Here is a 12,932-nt window from a genome sequence, read left to right on the forward strand (position 1 = left end):
CTCAGCGCTCCGTCGTCTCGTCGGGGGCGGCGCCGTCCTGCCACGGCGCGCCGGGGATGTCCGGACGGTCGCCGCCCGGGTGCGGGAGCTCCGGGGCGCCCGGGTGGAGCGGCTCGCCCGCGTCCTGGGACTCGGCGCCGGTCGCCGTCGTGGTCCCGCCGACGCTCGGCGCCTCGAGGGCCGGCCGCTGCTCGCTGGACTGCCACACGTCCCGCAGGGGGCGCTTGCGCACGTCCTGGAAGATCTCGGCGAGCTCGCGCTCGTTCAGGGTCTCCTTCTCGAGCAGCGCCTCGACCAGGCGGTCGAGGACATGCCGGTTCTCCACGATGACCGCCCAGGCCTCGTCGAGCGCGTTCTCGAGCAGGCGACGGACCTCCTGATCGATCAGCGACGCGGTCTCGGCGCTGAAGCGCGGGCCCTGGCCCTGCTGCATGCCGACGAACACCTCGTCCTGGTCGCCGGAGAGGGCGACCTGGCCGACGGCCTCGCTCATGCCGAGCTGCATGACCATCATGCGCGCGATCTTCGTGGCGTTCTGCAGGTCCGAGCTGGGGCCGGTGGTGACGTCGTGGAAGATGCTCTCCTCCACGGCGTAGCCGCCCATCGCATAGGCGAGGCGGTCCAGCAGCTCGTTGCGCGACTGGTAGTTGCGGTCCTGGGTCGGGACGACCATCGTGTAGCCGCCCGCGCGGCCGCGCGGCAGGATCGTCACCTTCGTGACCGGTGCCGAGTTGTTCAGGGCCGCCGCCACGAGCGCATGGCCGCCCTCGTGGTAGGCCGTCATCTGGCGCTCGCGCTCGGTCATGACCTTCGAGTACCGCTGGGGGCCCATGGAGACGCGGTCGATGGCCTCGTCGAGGGCGCGGTTGTCGATGATCTGGTTGCCCGAGCGGGCGGTCAGCAGGGCCGCCTCGTTAAGGACGTTGGCCAGGTCGGCGCCCGACATGCCGATGGTGCGGCGGGCGACGGCCTCGAGGTCGACGTCGTGCGAGAGCGGCTTGCCCTTCGCGTGGACCGTGAGGATGTGCAGGCGTCCCTTGAGGTCGGGCGCCTCCACCGCGATCTGCCGGTCGAAGCGGCCCGGGCGCAGGAGCGCGGGGTCGAGGATGTCGACGCGGTTGGTCGCGGCGATGAGGATGACGTTCTGGTTCTCGTCGAACCCGTCCATCTCCACCAGCATCTGGTTGAGCGTCTGCTCGCGCTCGTCGTGGCCGCCGCCCATGCCGGCGCCGCGATGGCGGCCGACGGCGTCGATCTCGTCGATGAAGATGATCGCCGGGGCGTTCTCCTTCGCGGTGGAGAAGAGGTCGCGCACGCGGCTCGCGCCGACGCCGACGAACATCTCCACGAAGTCCGAGCCGGAGATCGAGTAGAAGGGGACGTTGGCCTCGCCCGCGACAGCGCGCGCGAGCAGCGTCTTACCCGTGCCGGGAGGACCGTAGAGCAGCACGCCCTTGGGGATCTTCGCCCCGACCGCCTGGTACTTCTCCGGGGCGACGAGGAACTGCTTGATCTCGTCGAGCTCCTCGACGGCCTCCTCGGCGCCGGCCACGTCGGCGAAGGTGACCTTGGGGGCCTCCTTGCTGAACAGCTTCGCCTTGGACTTGCCGAACTGCATGGCCCGGCCGCCGCCCTGGGCGTTCATGATCAGGAACCAGAACAGGCCGATGAAGATGAGCAGCGGGAGGAAGGACACCAGCAGCGTGGACCACCAGGAGCTGCCGACGATCTCGTCGGTGTAGCCCTTGTCGGGCTCCGCGGCGGAGACCGCGGCGACGACGTCGTCGGCGCGCGCGGTCACGTACGAGAAGCTGACCTTGGTGCCCTTGTCCGTGCCGTCGACCGAGTAGGCCTCCGTCAGGACGAGGTCGACGCGCTGCTGGTTGCCGCCGATGATCTTCGCCTGCTCGACGGTGTCGCCCTCGAGCAGCTCGAGGCCCTGCTGGGTGTCGATCTGCTGGTAGCCGTCGCGGCCGAAGACGCCGACGAGGATGCTGACCAGGATGATCGCGACCAGCGCCCAGATGGCGATGCTGACGAGCGGGCGCTTGCGGGGAGTCTTGTTCTCGGCCATGTCAGCCCTCGTAGACCGAGCGCTTGAGAACGCCCACGTAGGGAAGGTTGCGGTAGTGCTCGGCGTAGTCGAGGCCGTACCCGATGACGAAGTCGTTGGGGATGTCGAAGCCGACGTAGCGGGTGTCGATCTCGACGCGCGCGGCCTCGGGCTTGCGCAGCAGCGCGCAGATCTCGACGCTCTTGGGGCCGCGGGAGCGGAGGTTGGAGATGAGCCACTTCAACGTGAGGCCGGAGTCGATGACGTCTTCGACGATCAGCACGTGGCGGTCGGTGATGTCGGCGCCGAGGTCCTTGAGGATCCGCACGACGCCCGAGGACTTGGTGCCGGAGCCGTAGGACGACACCGCCATCCAGTCCATCTCGGTCTTCAGATCGATCGCCCGGGCGAGATCGGCCATGACCATCACCGCGCCCTTGAGGACGCCGACCAGGATCGGCGGCTCGTCGGCGTAGTCGGCGGCGATCTCGGCGCCGAGCTCGGCGATGCGGTCCGCGATCTGCCGCTCGTCGAGCAGGACGCGCTCGACGTCGGGATGGATGGGCGTAGATGGCACGCGGGTCTCCTCCGTGGGTGAGATGAGTGAGGACGCCGCGGCTCACGGATCCGTACGGCGCCACACGAGCAGGCCGTCGCGGCGAGCGACCTCGATCCTACCCGGAACGCTCACCGCTGCCTGACCGTGCCATGAGACGAGAAGCGCATCGACCGCGAGCATCTGTCGACGCAGGAGCGACTTGCCCGATCCGCCGGACGGTGCGCGCGACGGGGTGCCCGTCGGCCCGCCCGCCGGACCTCTCTCCGCGCCTCCCTCTGCGGGATCGTCGGCGGCGCGGGCCGCGCGGGTGGCGTCGCGCAGCACGCGGGTGCGCAGCGGCGCGGGCGCCGCGGCGAGCGCATGGACGTCCAGCAGCAGCAGGTCGCCGGCCTCGCGCTCCTCTCCCCCGTCGCGCCGGAGCTGCTCGAGCAGCGCCCGCGCCTCGGCGTCGAGATGCTCTACGTCGGGCCGCACGAGCTCCGCGGTGCGGGCCAGGTTCTCGTCGATGTGCTCGCCGAGGATCTCGCGCAGCAGCGGCAGCGCCCGGTGCCGGACGCGGGCGCGCAGGAAGGACTCGTCGGCGTTCATCGGGTCCTCCCACCACTCGAGGTCGTGGAGGCGGCAGATCTCCTCGGTGTCGGTGCGGCGCAGCGCCGTCGTCTCGTCCCGCCCGGTGCCGAGGAAGGGCCTCAGCACCCCGTCGCGAGCGCGCGCGATGCCTGCGAGGGCCCGGGGACCGCCGCCGCGGGCGAGGCCCATGAGCACCTGCTCGGCCTGGTCGTCGAGCGTGTGGCCAAGCAGGAGGGCGAGGGCGCCGGTGTCCTCGACGCGGACCGCGAGCGCTTCCCGGCGAGCATCGCGCGCGGCGTTCTCCACTCCTCCGGGCGCGGAGGCGTCCACCTGCACCCGCAGCACGATCGCCTCGGCGCCGAGGCGCTCGGCCTGGTTCCGGGCGCGCTCGGCGATCTCGGCGGAGCCGGCGACCAGGCCGTGGTCGACGACCGCCGCCTCGACCGCGAGCCCCATGCGGGAGCCCACCCAGACGACGGTCGCGAGCAGGGCGAGGGAGTCGGGGCCTCCGCTGAGGCCGACGACGAGGCGGGGGGCGAGATGTCCGGCGGAGGTGTCGTCGGCGAGGGCCTCGAGGCGCGCGGCGAGGGCGGCGCGCACCGCGGTCCGGGCGCGGGCGACGACGGGCGGCGGTCCCGCCATCAACCGACCTCGACGATCTGCGCGGCGACCTCGTCGACGGCGGCGCGCGCGGCCGCGGCGTCGGCGCCGTCGAACCCGTGGACGAGGATCGAGTAGCCGACGGTGCGCCCGTCGGCGAGCACGGCGACGCCCGCGAGCGATGCCGTCCCGCCCAGGTAGCCGGTCTTGCCGCGGACGAGGCCGCGGGCGGAAGCGGTGCCGTCGGCGCCGAAGCGCTCGGCGAGGGTCCCCGACAGGCCGGCGATCGGGACGTCGTAGAGGATCTGCTCGAGCTGCGGGACGTCCCCGGAGGCCACCTCGGCGAGGACGGCGGCGAGCAGCGCGGGCGGCACGCGGTCGTCGCGGGAGAGCCCCGAGCCGTCGTTGATCACGAGCGCGTCGAGGTCCTCCTGGGGCACGCCGAGCTCCTGTCCCAGCTCGACGATCTCGGCGCGCACCGCGGCCGCGGCCCCCTCGGGGGTGGTCGGCTCTCCCCGGCGGAGGGCGACCAGGTGCGCGAGCATCTCCGCCGCGGTGTTGTCGGAGATCTGGAGGGTGCGGCGGACGATGTCGCCGATCGGCGCGGACTGCACGACCGCCTCGGCGGCGCCCTCGGGCGCCGTGCCGGAGGCGATCTCCCCCTGGACGTCGACGCCCGCCTCCGCGAGCAGCTCCGCGAAGCGGTCGGCGGCGTCGCCGGCGGGGTCGAACGACTTCTGCCCGTACTCCTGGCCGTCGAGCCAGCCCTCGTCGATCGCGAGCGCCGACGTGGGCGCGACCCATCCGCCGGCGGTGCCGTTGCTCCCCCAGGCCGCGTTCTGCCCTCCGGTGATCAGCGAGGTGTCCAGGACGAGCGAGACCGTTCCGCCTCCCTGCTGCGCGACGAGCGCGGCGGTCTGCTCCGCGAGGTCGCGCAGATCGTCCTCGGTGAGAGTCATGTCGCCCTCGCCGACGAGCGTCACTGTCTGGTCGGCCACGACGGCGCGCGTCGCGATGGTCTCGTCCGCGCCGTAGAGGCGCAGCACGGCGGCGGCGGTGAGCAGCTTGAGGGTGGAGGCGGGGGTGCGCGCGGTGTCGCTGTCGCGCTCGGCGATCACGGCTCCGGTCTCGGCGTCGACCACGGCATAGGCCAGGTTGCCGTCGACGACCGCGAGGCTCGCCTGCGCATCCATGCGCTCCTGCAGGTCAGCAGCCAGTTCCGAGGAGGTCGAGGTGGCGGTCTGCCCGGTGGGCACCGCGGCCTGATCCCGCTCCCAGTCCTCGGCGACGGCACGGGGCCCGGCCGTCGGCTCCTGCTGCGCGGAGGCGGTGGTGAGGACGCCGGGGAAGGCATCCGCCAGATCCCCGAGGATGTAGAAGCTCGCGGGGACGGCGATGCAGAGGGCGATCGCGGTGTTCCGCCATATGCGCTCGGAGACCATGACCATCACGATAGAGTGTCGAAGTCAGAATCAATGCCCGCTAGGGGCGGAAGCAACGGAGCGGCTGTCGTGGAATTCGACGTGACCATCGAGATCCCTCGCGGGAATCGCAACAAGTACGAGGTGGACCACCACAACGGGCGCATCCGCCTGGACCGGATGCTGTTCACGGCGACGCGCTACCCGGACGACTACGGGTTCATCGAAGGGACCCTCGGCGAGGACGGCGATCCGCTGGACTGCCTGGTCCTGCTGGAGGAGCCCACCTTCCCGGGCTGCCTGATCCGGTGCCGCGCGCTCGGCATGTTCCGCATGCGCGACGAGGCCGGCGGCGACGACAAGATCGTGGCGGTCCCGGTCGGCGACCGGCGCCAGGTGCGCCGTCAGGAGCTGACGGACGTCTCGGAGTTCCATCGCCTGGAGATCCAGCACTTCTTCGAGGTCTACAAGGACCTCGAGCCGGGCAAGAGCGTGGAGGGAGCGCACTGGGAGGGCCGCAGCGACGCGGAGGCGGAGATCCGCCGCTCCTACGAGCGCGCCGTCGGCACCGAGCACGCGAACGAGTTCACCCAGACCTTCTGACGCCGTCGGTCGGGGCCGGGTCCGCTCGGGTCCCGGCCGTCGTCGCGGAAGGCCGCGCAGGACCAGCATGACGAGGGGCCCGGAGGATGCACTGCATCCTCCGGGCCCCTCGTCATGTCGCCATGCCGTCCGGCCGGCCCGTCGCCAGGCCCTCGCCCGCCTCAGCTCGGAAGCGCGGCCGGGTCCTGGCCGGCGACCTCGCCCTCGATGGTCTCCGCCTGCGCAAAGATGTCGTCGAGCGCCTCGATGACGGTGCGGCTGACCGCACGGGCGCCGAAGCCGCCGATCGCGGCACCGATGCCGAAGGGCAGCAGGCGCGCCATCCACAGCTTGCCGGTGCGGGCGACCAGGCGCTTGCGCACGTACCGCGAGACCTGCGTGCTGACGAAGGACGGGATGACCCCGCCGCCGCCCAGCACCGCGTTCCACTGCAGGCCCTGCTTGCCCATCGCCCGGGCGACGATCTCCGCGCCCCGCTCACCGCTGAGGACGGCCATGAGCACGAGGCGGCGGGTCTGCGGATCGGTCATGTCGACCTCGTGGATCTCCGCGGTGGCGAGCGTCAGGAAGGCGCAGGTCTCCGCGAAGGAGATGCCCTCGCCGACGGTCAGGCCGACGGCGACGGCCGTGCCGACGCCCGGGAGGGCGGCGGTCCCGCCGATCCCGGCGCCGGTGAGGGTGGCGAGGGTCGTGAAGCGGCGGTGGAGCGCACGCAGCAGCTCCTCCTGGGTCGCGTCGGGGCGCTTGGCGCGCAGACGCCGCACGTAGCTGCGCGCGAGCGGGGCCTGCACCTTGAGGGCGGTGTCGATCAGCGCGAGCCAGCGGTCGTCGACCGACTCGGGACCCGCAGGCGCCGCGGCAGGGGCGAGAGAGCTCTCGTTCACCGGTGTGCTCCGTTCTTCGAGGACGAGGACGGGGACACGCTACCGCCGTCCGCCGGGGAATCGAGGAGGACCTCTCCGGGGGCCAGGCGCGTCACATCGCCCTCGAGGCCCAGCAGGCGCACCGCCTCGGACAGGTCCGCGTAATGGGGGACGTAGGAGGCGTCGACGAAGGAGCGCGGGACCGCGCGGTCATGGCAGAGCGTGCCGCGGAGGTGATCGGTCTCGTGCTGGAGGATGCGGGCCGTCCAGCCCACCAGCTCCTCGTCGATCTCGCGCGGAGCGGGGTCGGTCCCGTCGACGGCGATCTCGAGGGCGCGCAGCCGCACCCGGCGGGCGCGGGGGACGATCGACTGCCAGCCGTCGACGGAGAGGCACCCCTCCCACGCATGCACGGTCTCGGTGCCGAGGATCTCGACCGTCGGGTCCAGCAGGGCGCGCAGCGCGAGCGGACGCCGCTCGAGCAGGTCGTCATCCTCGTCCTCCCCGGGGGCCGAGGCGTAGCGGTCCTCGACCACGATCAGTCGCAGCGGGAGGCCGACCTGCGGGGCGGCGAGGCCGACGCCCGGAGCGCGGCGCATGGTGACGGTCATCGCGTCGATCAGCTCGGCCTGGAGCTCGGGCTCGAGCCGGCCGACGGCGGAGACGGAGCGCCGGCGCAGCGCCGGATGCCCGGCCTGCACGATGCGCAGGGGGTCCTCCGGCTTCTCGCGGCGGTCGAGGATCGTGCGGGTGAGTTCGGAGATGTCCACGCGCCGATTATCCCTGCCGCGGCGGAGAGCCGCCCGCATCGGCTCATGCAGTGCGCGCACGGGCCCGCGCCCCGGCTCGTGCGGCGCGCGCGCAGCGGCCCGGGCGGTGCCGCGCCGAGCGGGTCCCCCGCGGATTCTTGTCCGACGGACGACACGTGGTCGGAAGTCGGTGAGAGTTCGGCTACACTTCACGGAGCCGGTGCAAGGGAGCACCCCATCGCTCCCAGCCATACCGGTGACAGCACTTCACTACGGACCGTCCGGCACGTACCTGCCGGTGAAGGGAAACACCATGGCAACAGTGACTTTCGACAACGCGTCGCGCATCTACCCGGGCCAGGAGCGCCCGGCGGTGGACAGCCTCAACATCGAGATCGGCGACGGCGAGTTCCTCGTCTTCGTCGGCCCCTCGGGCTGCGGCAAGTCCACCTCGCTGCGCATGCTGGCGGGCCTCGAGGAGATCGACGCGGGCCGCATCCTCATCGGCGATCGCGACGTCACCGACGTCCCGCCGAAGGACCGCGACATCGCGATGGTGTTCCAGAACTACGCGCTGTACCCGCACATGACGGTCGCCGACAACATGGGCTTCGCCCTGAAGATCGCCGGCACCCCGAAGGCCGAGATCCGCAAGCGCGTCGAGGACGCCGCCGCGATCCTCGACCTCACCGAGTACCTCGACCGCAAGCCGAAGGCGCTCTCCGGCGGTCAGCGCCAGCGTGTCGCCATGGGCCGTGCGATCGTCCGCTCGCCCCAGGTGTTCCTCATGGACGAGCCGCTGTCGAACCTCGACGCCAAGCTGCGCGTGTCCACCCGTACGCAGATCGCCTCGCTCCAGCGTCGCCTGGGCGTCACGACCGTGTACGTGACGCACGACCAGACCGAGGCCATGACGATGGGCGACCGCGTCGCGGTCCTCAACGCCGGCGTCCTGCAGCAGATCGACTCGCCGCGCCGCATGTACGACCACCCGAACAACGTGTTCGTGGCCGGCTTCATCGGCTCCCCGGCGATGAACCTGCTCGATGAGAAGCTCACCGACCAGGGCGTCCAGTTCGGCGGCGCGATCCTGCCCGTCGATCGCCAGACCCTCTCGGACACCGACGAGACCAGCGTGACCGTCGGCATCCGCCCGGAGGACCTGGAGCTCGTGGGCGAGGGCCAGGGCATCGCCATCGACGTCGACGTGGTCGAGGAGCTGGGCGCGGACGCGTTCATCTACGGCCGCCGCGCCGGCGCCGAGGAGACGGCCAAGCCGTTCATCGCTCGCGTCGACGGCCGCCGTCCCCCGGCGAAGGGCGAGACCGTCTACTTCCGCCCGAAGCAGGATCACCTGCACCTCTTCGATGCGAAGAGCGGCCAGCGTCTGGGCGACTGATCCCACGCTGAACGAGCGGGCGTCCGGCCATCGGCCGGGCGCCCGTTCGCGTCGTCCGGGGCATCGCCCGGGTCGTCGTCCGGGGCCGAGCGCCACCGGGCGACGCGAGGGAATCCTGCGGAGGAGCCGTGGACATTCCCGCACGACACCGTGTCCGATGCCCGTCGGAGCCCGATCACACCGCGCTGTAGGGGAGAATGGACCCATGGCACCCTTGGAGATCACCGCGTCCCGTGCTGATCCGGCACTGCTGGACCTGCCGTGGGAGCACCCGCTGGAGGACTGGCCCGAGGAGATGCTCGCGGCACTCCCCCGCGGCATCTCCCGGCACGTCGTGCGCTTCGTCCGCGTCTCCGGCCGCGTGCTCGCGCTCAAGGAGATCGACCATGCGCTCGCCCGCCGCGAGTACGACATGCTGCGCGTGCTGGGCCGCCTCGACATCCCCGCCGTGGAGCCCTTCGGCGTGGTCTCGGGCCGCACCCGACCCGACGGCACCCCGCTGGACGCGGTGCTGATCACCCGGCACCTGCAGTTCTCCCTCCCCTACCGTGCGGTGTTCAGCCAGGTCTCGAAGGCGGAGACCGCCCATCGCCTGCTCGACGCGCTGACGGTGCTGCTCGTGCGCCTGCATCTCGAAGGCTTCTACTGGGGCGACGTCTCGCTGTCGAACACCCTGTTCCGCCGCGATGCCGGCGCCTTCGCCGCATACATCGTCGACGTCGAGACGGGCAGCCTCCACGAGGAGCTCTCCGACGGGCAGCGCCTGTACGACCTCGACCTCGCCCGCACCAACATCATCGGCGAGCTCATGGACCTCCAGGCCGGGGATCTCCTGGATCCGGAGTCCGATCCGGTCGCCGTCGGCGATGACCTCGTGCGCCGGTACGAGGAGCTCTGGTCCGCGCTCACCGCCCGCGAGCAGTTCTCGACCGACGAGCGCTGGCGGGTCTCCGCCCGCATCGAGAAGCTCAACGAGCTCGGATTCGACGTGGGCGAGCTCGAGATCACCACCGACCTCGACGGCACCTCCCTGTCGATCCGTCCGAAGGTCGTCGACGCCGGCCACCATGCCCGTCGTCTGATGCGCCTGACCGGCATCGACGCCCAGGAGAACCAGGCCCGGCGCCTCCTCAACGACCTCGACCACTATCGGGCCGTGACCGATCAGCAGGCCGAGGAGGAGGAGTTCGTCGCCCACGAGTGGCTGCAGCAGCAGTACGAGCCGGTCGTGCGCGCCATCCCGCGGGGCATGCGCTCGAAGCTCGAGCCCCCGGAGTTCTTCCACGAGGTGCTCGAGCACAAGTGGTTCCTCTCGGAGAAGGACGGGGTCGACGTCAGCCTCGACGACACGGTGCGCGACTACATCCTCACCGTGCTCGTCCACCGGCCCGATGAGAAGTCCCTGGTGACGACGGAGACGTCGGCGCTGCCGATCTTCCGCGACTGACCCCACGCCGACGGCCCGGCCGCGCGGAGCATCTGCTCCGCGCGGCCGGGCCGTCGGTCATGTCGGGAGAGCTTGTGAGGCCCCCAGGGGACCGATCCGCAGGATCGCTCGTCAGGAGCGGCTGCCGGGCACGGTCGCCAGGGCCTGCGCTCAGGAGCGGCCGATCGCGGCGCGCACCCCGGAGATCTCGTAGAGCGCGATCGCCGCGGCGACCGAGGCGTTGAGGGACTCGGTGCCGCCGCCCATCGGGATCGAGACGATCTGGTCGCTGCTCTCGCGGGCGAGGCGCGAGAGGCCCTTGCCCTCGGCGCCGACCACGAGCACCACCGGCTGCGTCCCCAGCTCCATCTCGCGCGAGGTCACGTCGCCGTCGGCGTCCAGACCGAGCACGAACACGTCCTTCATCTTCAGCGAGGCGAGGGTGCGGTTGAGGTTCGTGACCTGCGCGACCCGCACGCGTCCGGCCGCGCCGGCGGCGACCTTCCACACGCTCGCCGTCATGCCGACGCTGCGACGCTCGGGGATGATCACGCCGTGGGCGCCGAAGGCGTCGGCGCTGCGCAGGATCGCGCCGAGGTTGCGCGGATCGGTGATCCCGTCGAGAGCGATCAGCAGCGGCTCCTCGAAGTTCTCCGAGGCCAGCTTCAGCAGGTCGTCGACCTCCGCGTACTGGTAGGGCGGGATGGTCAGGGCCACGCCCTGATGGACCGCGCGGTCCGTCATCCGGTCCAGATCGGTGCGGCTGGCCTCGGTGATCGGCAGCGAGCGCGCGCCGGCGAGGCGCAGGATCTCGCGCACCCGCTCGTCGACCTCGATGCCGTTGAGCACCGTGAGCCGGGTCGCCGGCACCTCCTCGCGCAGCGCCTCGAGCACCGCGTTGCGGCCCGCGACCTGATCATGGCCTCGACGCTGCGCCGGCGCCTGGCCGTTGCGCGGCGCGCGACCGCCCGATGCTCCGCCGGACGTCCCGCCGGAGCCTCCCTTGTAGGCCTTGTGCGCGGGGCGGTCCTCCGCCTTCGGCGTCGGCCCGCGGCCTTCGAGACCACGACGGCGCACGCCGCCGGATCCGACGGACGCGCCCTTCTTGCCGTGGCGCACCGCGCCCCGGCGAGAGCTGTTTCCTGCCATGCTTCGCTTCCTCCTCAGCTGCGCGATGCCAGCGTCCAACGGGCGCCGTCGGCCCCGTCCTCGACGCGGATCCCCGCAGCGCTCAGGGCGTCGCGGATGGCGTCCGCCCCTGTCCAGTCCTTCCGGGCACGGGCGGCCGCCCGTGCCTCCAGCTGCGCGGTCACGAGGGCGTCGAGCGCGGCATGCTCCGCCGCGTCGCCGCCGTCGGACGATGCCCACTGCGCGCCCAGCGGGTCCAGCCCCAGGACGTCGAGCATGGCCCGCAGGCGGCCCAGCGCCTGCGCCGTGCGCTCCGCCCGGTCGCCGGCCGCGTCCCCGCCGGCCTCGGCCAGCAGGGTGTTCAGGGCCGACTGCTCCCGATGGATCACCGCGAGCGCCTCGGGGACGGCGAGGTCGTCGTCGAGCGCGGCGACGAATGCCTCCGGCAGCTCGACGGCGCGCAGATCGGCATCCGTCCCGGCGATCGCGGCGAGCTCTCCGCCGGTGGCCGCGAGGACCTCGGCGGCCCGGCGCGCGGTCGCCGTGAAGCGCTCCCAGACCACCGCCGCCTCGTGGATCGCCCGGTCGTTGTACTCGACGGTGGCACGGTAGTGGCCGCTGACCAGCGCGAGCCGGACGACCGGCGCGGGATGCGCGGCGAGGGCGTCGGCCGCGGTGACGAAGTTGTCGAGGCTCTTGCCCATCTTCAGGCCGTCGACGGTGAGGACGCCGGAGTGCATCCACCGCTGTGCGAACCCGAACCCGGCGGCATGCGACTGCGCCTGCTCGTTCTCATGGTGCGGGAAGCGCAGGTCGAGCCCGCCGGCATGGATGTCGAAGGTCTCGCCGAGGTACTTGCGGCTCATGGCCGAGCACTCCAGGTGCCATCCCGGTCGACCGCGCCCGAAGGGCGTGTCCCAGGAGGCGGTCTCCGGCTCCGTCGCCTTCGCCGCCTTCCACAGGGCGAAGTCGCGGCGGTCCCGCTTGCCGGGCTCCATCTCCTCGCCCGCGTCCTGCATGTCCTCGAGGCTCTGGCGGGTCAGGGCGCCGTACGTCGGCAGCGAGGCGACGTCGAAGTACACCGAGCCGTTCCCGTCGGCGTACGCATGGCCGCGCTCGATGAGCAGCTGCATCAGCTCGATCATCTCGGGCACGTGCCCCGTCGCGCGCGGCTCGTAGTCCGGGCGACGGTTGCCGACCCGGTCGAGGACGTCCTGGAACTCGCGCTCGAAGCGGAGGGACCAGGCCCACCACTCGGCCCCGGCCTCCGCGGACTTCACGAGGATCTTGTCGTCGATGTCGGTTACGTTGCGGACGTGCGTGACCTCCAGGCCCGAGCGCTCGAGCCAGCGGACGAGCACGTCGAAGGCGAGGAAGGTGCGCAGATGGCCGAGGTGCGGCGCGCCCTGCGTCGTCGGACCGCAGACGTACAGCGACACCGCCCCCTCGCGCACCGGGGTGAACGGTGCGGTGGTGCGGGTGGCGGTGTCGTGCAGATGGAGTGTCACGGCCCCAGGGTACTGCCCCGGGCGACGATGTCATGACCATGGCGCGCCCCGGG

The 12,932-nt window shown here is 71.9% G+C and carries 11 protein-coding genes; 3 read left to right on the forward strand and 8 right to left on the reverse strand.

What is annotated here, in order from left to right:
• Nucleotide 1: 1 nt before the first annotated feature.
• Genes ftsH through dacB form a run of 4 tightly spaced genes read right to left on the reverse strand, consistent with a single transcriptional unit; the run spans nt 2 to nt 5,224 of the window.
• Entirely contained in the window at nt 2-2,074 is a 2,073-nt protein-coding gene (ftsH, locus tag ACXET9_RS00375) for an ATP-dependent zinc metalloprotease FtsH (protein ID WP_457883807.1), read from the reverse strand.
• 1 nt (nt 2,075) lies between these two features.
• Nucleotides 2,076-2,630, reverse strand: coding sequence for a hypoxanthine phosphoribosyltransferase (hpt, locus tag ACXET9_RS00380; protein ID WP_457883809.1), 555 nt, complete (start codon nt 2,628-2,630; stop codon nt 2,076-2,078).
• A gap of 42 nt (nt 2,631-2,672) precedes the next feature.
• Nucleotides 2,673-3,824, reverse strand: a complete 1,152-nt coding sequence (gene tilS / locus ACXET9_RS00385; RefSeq protein WP_457883810.1) for a tRNA lysidine(34) synthetase TilS — start codon at nt 3,822-3,824, stop codon at nt 2,673-2,675.
• Complete coding sequence (gene dacB, locus ACXET9_RS00390; RefSeq protein ID WP_457883812.1) at nt 3,824-5,224, reverse strand: D-alanyl-D-alanine carboxypeptidase/D-alanyl-D-alanine endopeptidase; 1,401 nt, start codon at nt 5,222-5,224, stop codon at nt 3,824-3,826. The genes tilS and dacB overlap by 1 nt, the downstream gene beginning before the upstream one ends.
• A 69-nt stretch (nt 5,225-5,293) precedes the next feature.
• On the opposite strand from dacB, the gene ACXET9_RS00395 reads away from it, so the two are divergent.
• Nucleotides 5,294-5,806 (forward strand): inorganic diphosphatase, encoded by a 513-nt coding sequence (locus ACXET9_RS00395; protein ID WP_457883814.1) that lies wholly within the window; start codon nt 5,294-5,296, stop codon nt 5,804-5,806.
• Between the two features lie 161 nt (nt 5,807-5,967).
• Here ACXET9_RS00395 and ACXET9_RS00400 read toward each other — a convergent pair whose 3' ends face one another.
• Together ACXET9_RS00400 and ACXET9_RS00405 are read right to left on the reverse strand one after the other, a co-directional pair.
• Nucleotides 5,968-6,690 (reverse strand): hypothetical protein, encoded by a 723-nt coding sequence (locus ACXET9_RS00400; RefSeq protein ID WP_457883816.1) that lies wholly within the window; start codon nt 6,688-6,690, stop codon nt 5,968-5,970.
• A complete protein-coding gene (locus tag ACXET9_RS00405; protein WP_457883818.1) occupies nt 6,687-7,439 on the reverse strand; it encodes a peptide deformylase in 753 nt (250 codons plus the stop codon). The genes ACXET9_RS00400 and ACXET9_RS00405 overlap by 4 nt, the downstream gene beginning before the upstream one ends.
• Nucleotides 7,440-7,731: 292 nt before the next feature.
• On the opposite strand from ACXET9_RS00405, the gene ACXET9_RS00410 reads away from it, so the two are divergent.
• The gene (locus ACXET9_RS00410; RefSeq protein WP_457883820.1) at nt 7,732-8,817 is read left to right on the forward strand and encodes an ABC transporter ATP-binding protein; all 1,086 of its coding nucleotides are present in this window, start codon (nt 7,732-7,734) and stop codon (nt 8,815-8,817) included.
• Between the two features lie 205 nt (nt 8,818-9,022).
• Entirely contained in the window at nt 9,023-10,264 is a 1,242-nt protein-coding gene (locus ACXET9_RS00415; protein WP_457883822.1) for a DUF4032 domain-containing protein, read from the forward strand.
• A gap of 150 nt (nt 10,265-10,414) precedes the next feature.
• On the opposite strand, the gene rlmB is transcribed toward ACXET9_RS00415, so the two are convergent.
• Nucleotides 10,415-11,392: a 23S rRNA (guanosine(2251)-2'-O)-methyltransferase RlmB gene (gene rlmB / locus ACXET9_RS00420; protein WP_457883823.1), complete on the reverse strand. Its 978-nt coding sequence runs from the start codon at nt 11,390-11,392 to the stop codon at nt 10,415-10,417.
• Nucleotides 11,393-11,406: 14 nt separating this feature from the next.
• Nucleotides 11,407-12,879, reverse strand: a complete 1,473-nt coding sequence (gene cysS / locus ACXET9_RS00425; protein ID WP_457883825.1) for a cysteine--tRNA ligase — start codon at nt 12,877-12,879, stop codon at nt 11,407-11,409.
• Nucleotides 12,880-12,932 lie beyond the last annotated feature (53 nt).

This window comes from Brachybacterium netajii (SeqCode), assembly GCF_054114245.1.

What these genes read in the sequence shown, in the direction of transcription:
- rlmB (WP_457883823.1), bottom strand. Translation starts at nt 11,392, where the DNA reads ATGGCAGGAAACAGCTCTCGCCGGGGCGCGGTGCGCCACGGCAAGAAG.
- ACXET9_RS00410 (WP_457883820.1), top strand. Translation starts at nt 7,732, where the DNA reads ATGGCAACAGTGACTTTCGACAACGCGTCGCGCATCTACCCGGGCCAG.
- tilS (WP_457883810.1), bottom strand. Translation starts at nt 3,824, where the DNA reads ATGGCGGGACCGCCGCCCGTCGTCGCCCGCGCCCGGACCGCGGTGCGC.
- ACXET9_RS00415 (WP_457883822.1), top strand. Translation starts at nt 9,023, where the DNA reads ATGGCACCCTTGGAGATCACCGCGTCCCGTGCTGATCCGGCACTGCTG.
- dacB (WP_457883812.1), bottom strand. Translation starts at nt 5,224, where the DNA reads ATGGTCTCCGAGCGCATATGGCGGAACACCGCGATCGCCCTCTGCATC.
- ftsH (WP_457883807.1), bottom strand. Translation starts at nt 2,074, where the DNA reads ATGGCCGAGAACAAGACTCCCCGCAAGCGCCCGCTCGTCAGCATCGCC.